Source organism: Microbacterium sp. AISO3 (genome assembly GCF_002204305.1).
Lineage (GTDB): Bacteria > Actinomycetota > Actinomycetes > Actinomycetales > Microbacteriaceae > Microbacterium > Microbacterium arborescens.
In genome coordinates, this window is the sequence record NZ_NHRF01000038.1 from 1 (window position 1) to 620 (window position 620).

The window sequence follows — 620 nt, forward strand, 5'->3', positions numbered from 1 at the left end:
GGTCGGGGGTTGCGTCGAAATGGGCCCGTGAATTGATGTCCATGCCACCATGATGCCGGACGGTTACGGCACATCTCACACTATGCCTGTGTGTGGTGGTTCACGCCAAGGCATTGACCCTTGTAGAGTTCTCGATGAGGACCACGTGGAGGTGGCCCCGTGACCATGACGAAAGTGACCTGATCGTGTCAGAGATGGATGAAGTCATCCCGGCTCTCGTGGCAGCTGTGCAAGAGCAGCATGCCACCGGAGATCATTACCGTGACGATGCGATTCGTCAAGCGATGGAACACCAGGCGCAGCTTGCGCTGCGACCTGGGCCGGTTCGCGTTGACGTCATCGTCGATCCGCCGTGGTCAGACGGGCAGATAAATTCTGTTCAGGTCGTGACGGGTGACCGTCCTTTCCTTGTCGACACTGTGGTGTCCTGCTTGCTGAGGCACGGGTGGAGGGTCGAGGACGTCCGGCATCCGATCATCGGTGTGAAACGCGACCGCGGCACGATTGAGGCGGTCGGAACGCCCGGTCGGGGAGGTTGTGCCTCGGAGTCGTGGATCCACATTGATGTGACGGCCCCGCTTGGTACCGATATCGGACAGGCAGCCGAGCAACTTCGTGAC

The 620-nt window shown here is 60.0% G+C and carries 1 pseudogene; it reads left to right on the plus strand.

Annotated elements, in window-relative coordinates:
* Positions 1-95: 95 nt before the first annotated feature.
* A pseudogene (locus CBF90_RS16185) lies at positions 96-620 on the plus strand (NAD-glutamate dehydrogenase domain-containing protein); the annotation flags it as partial.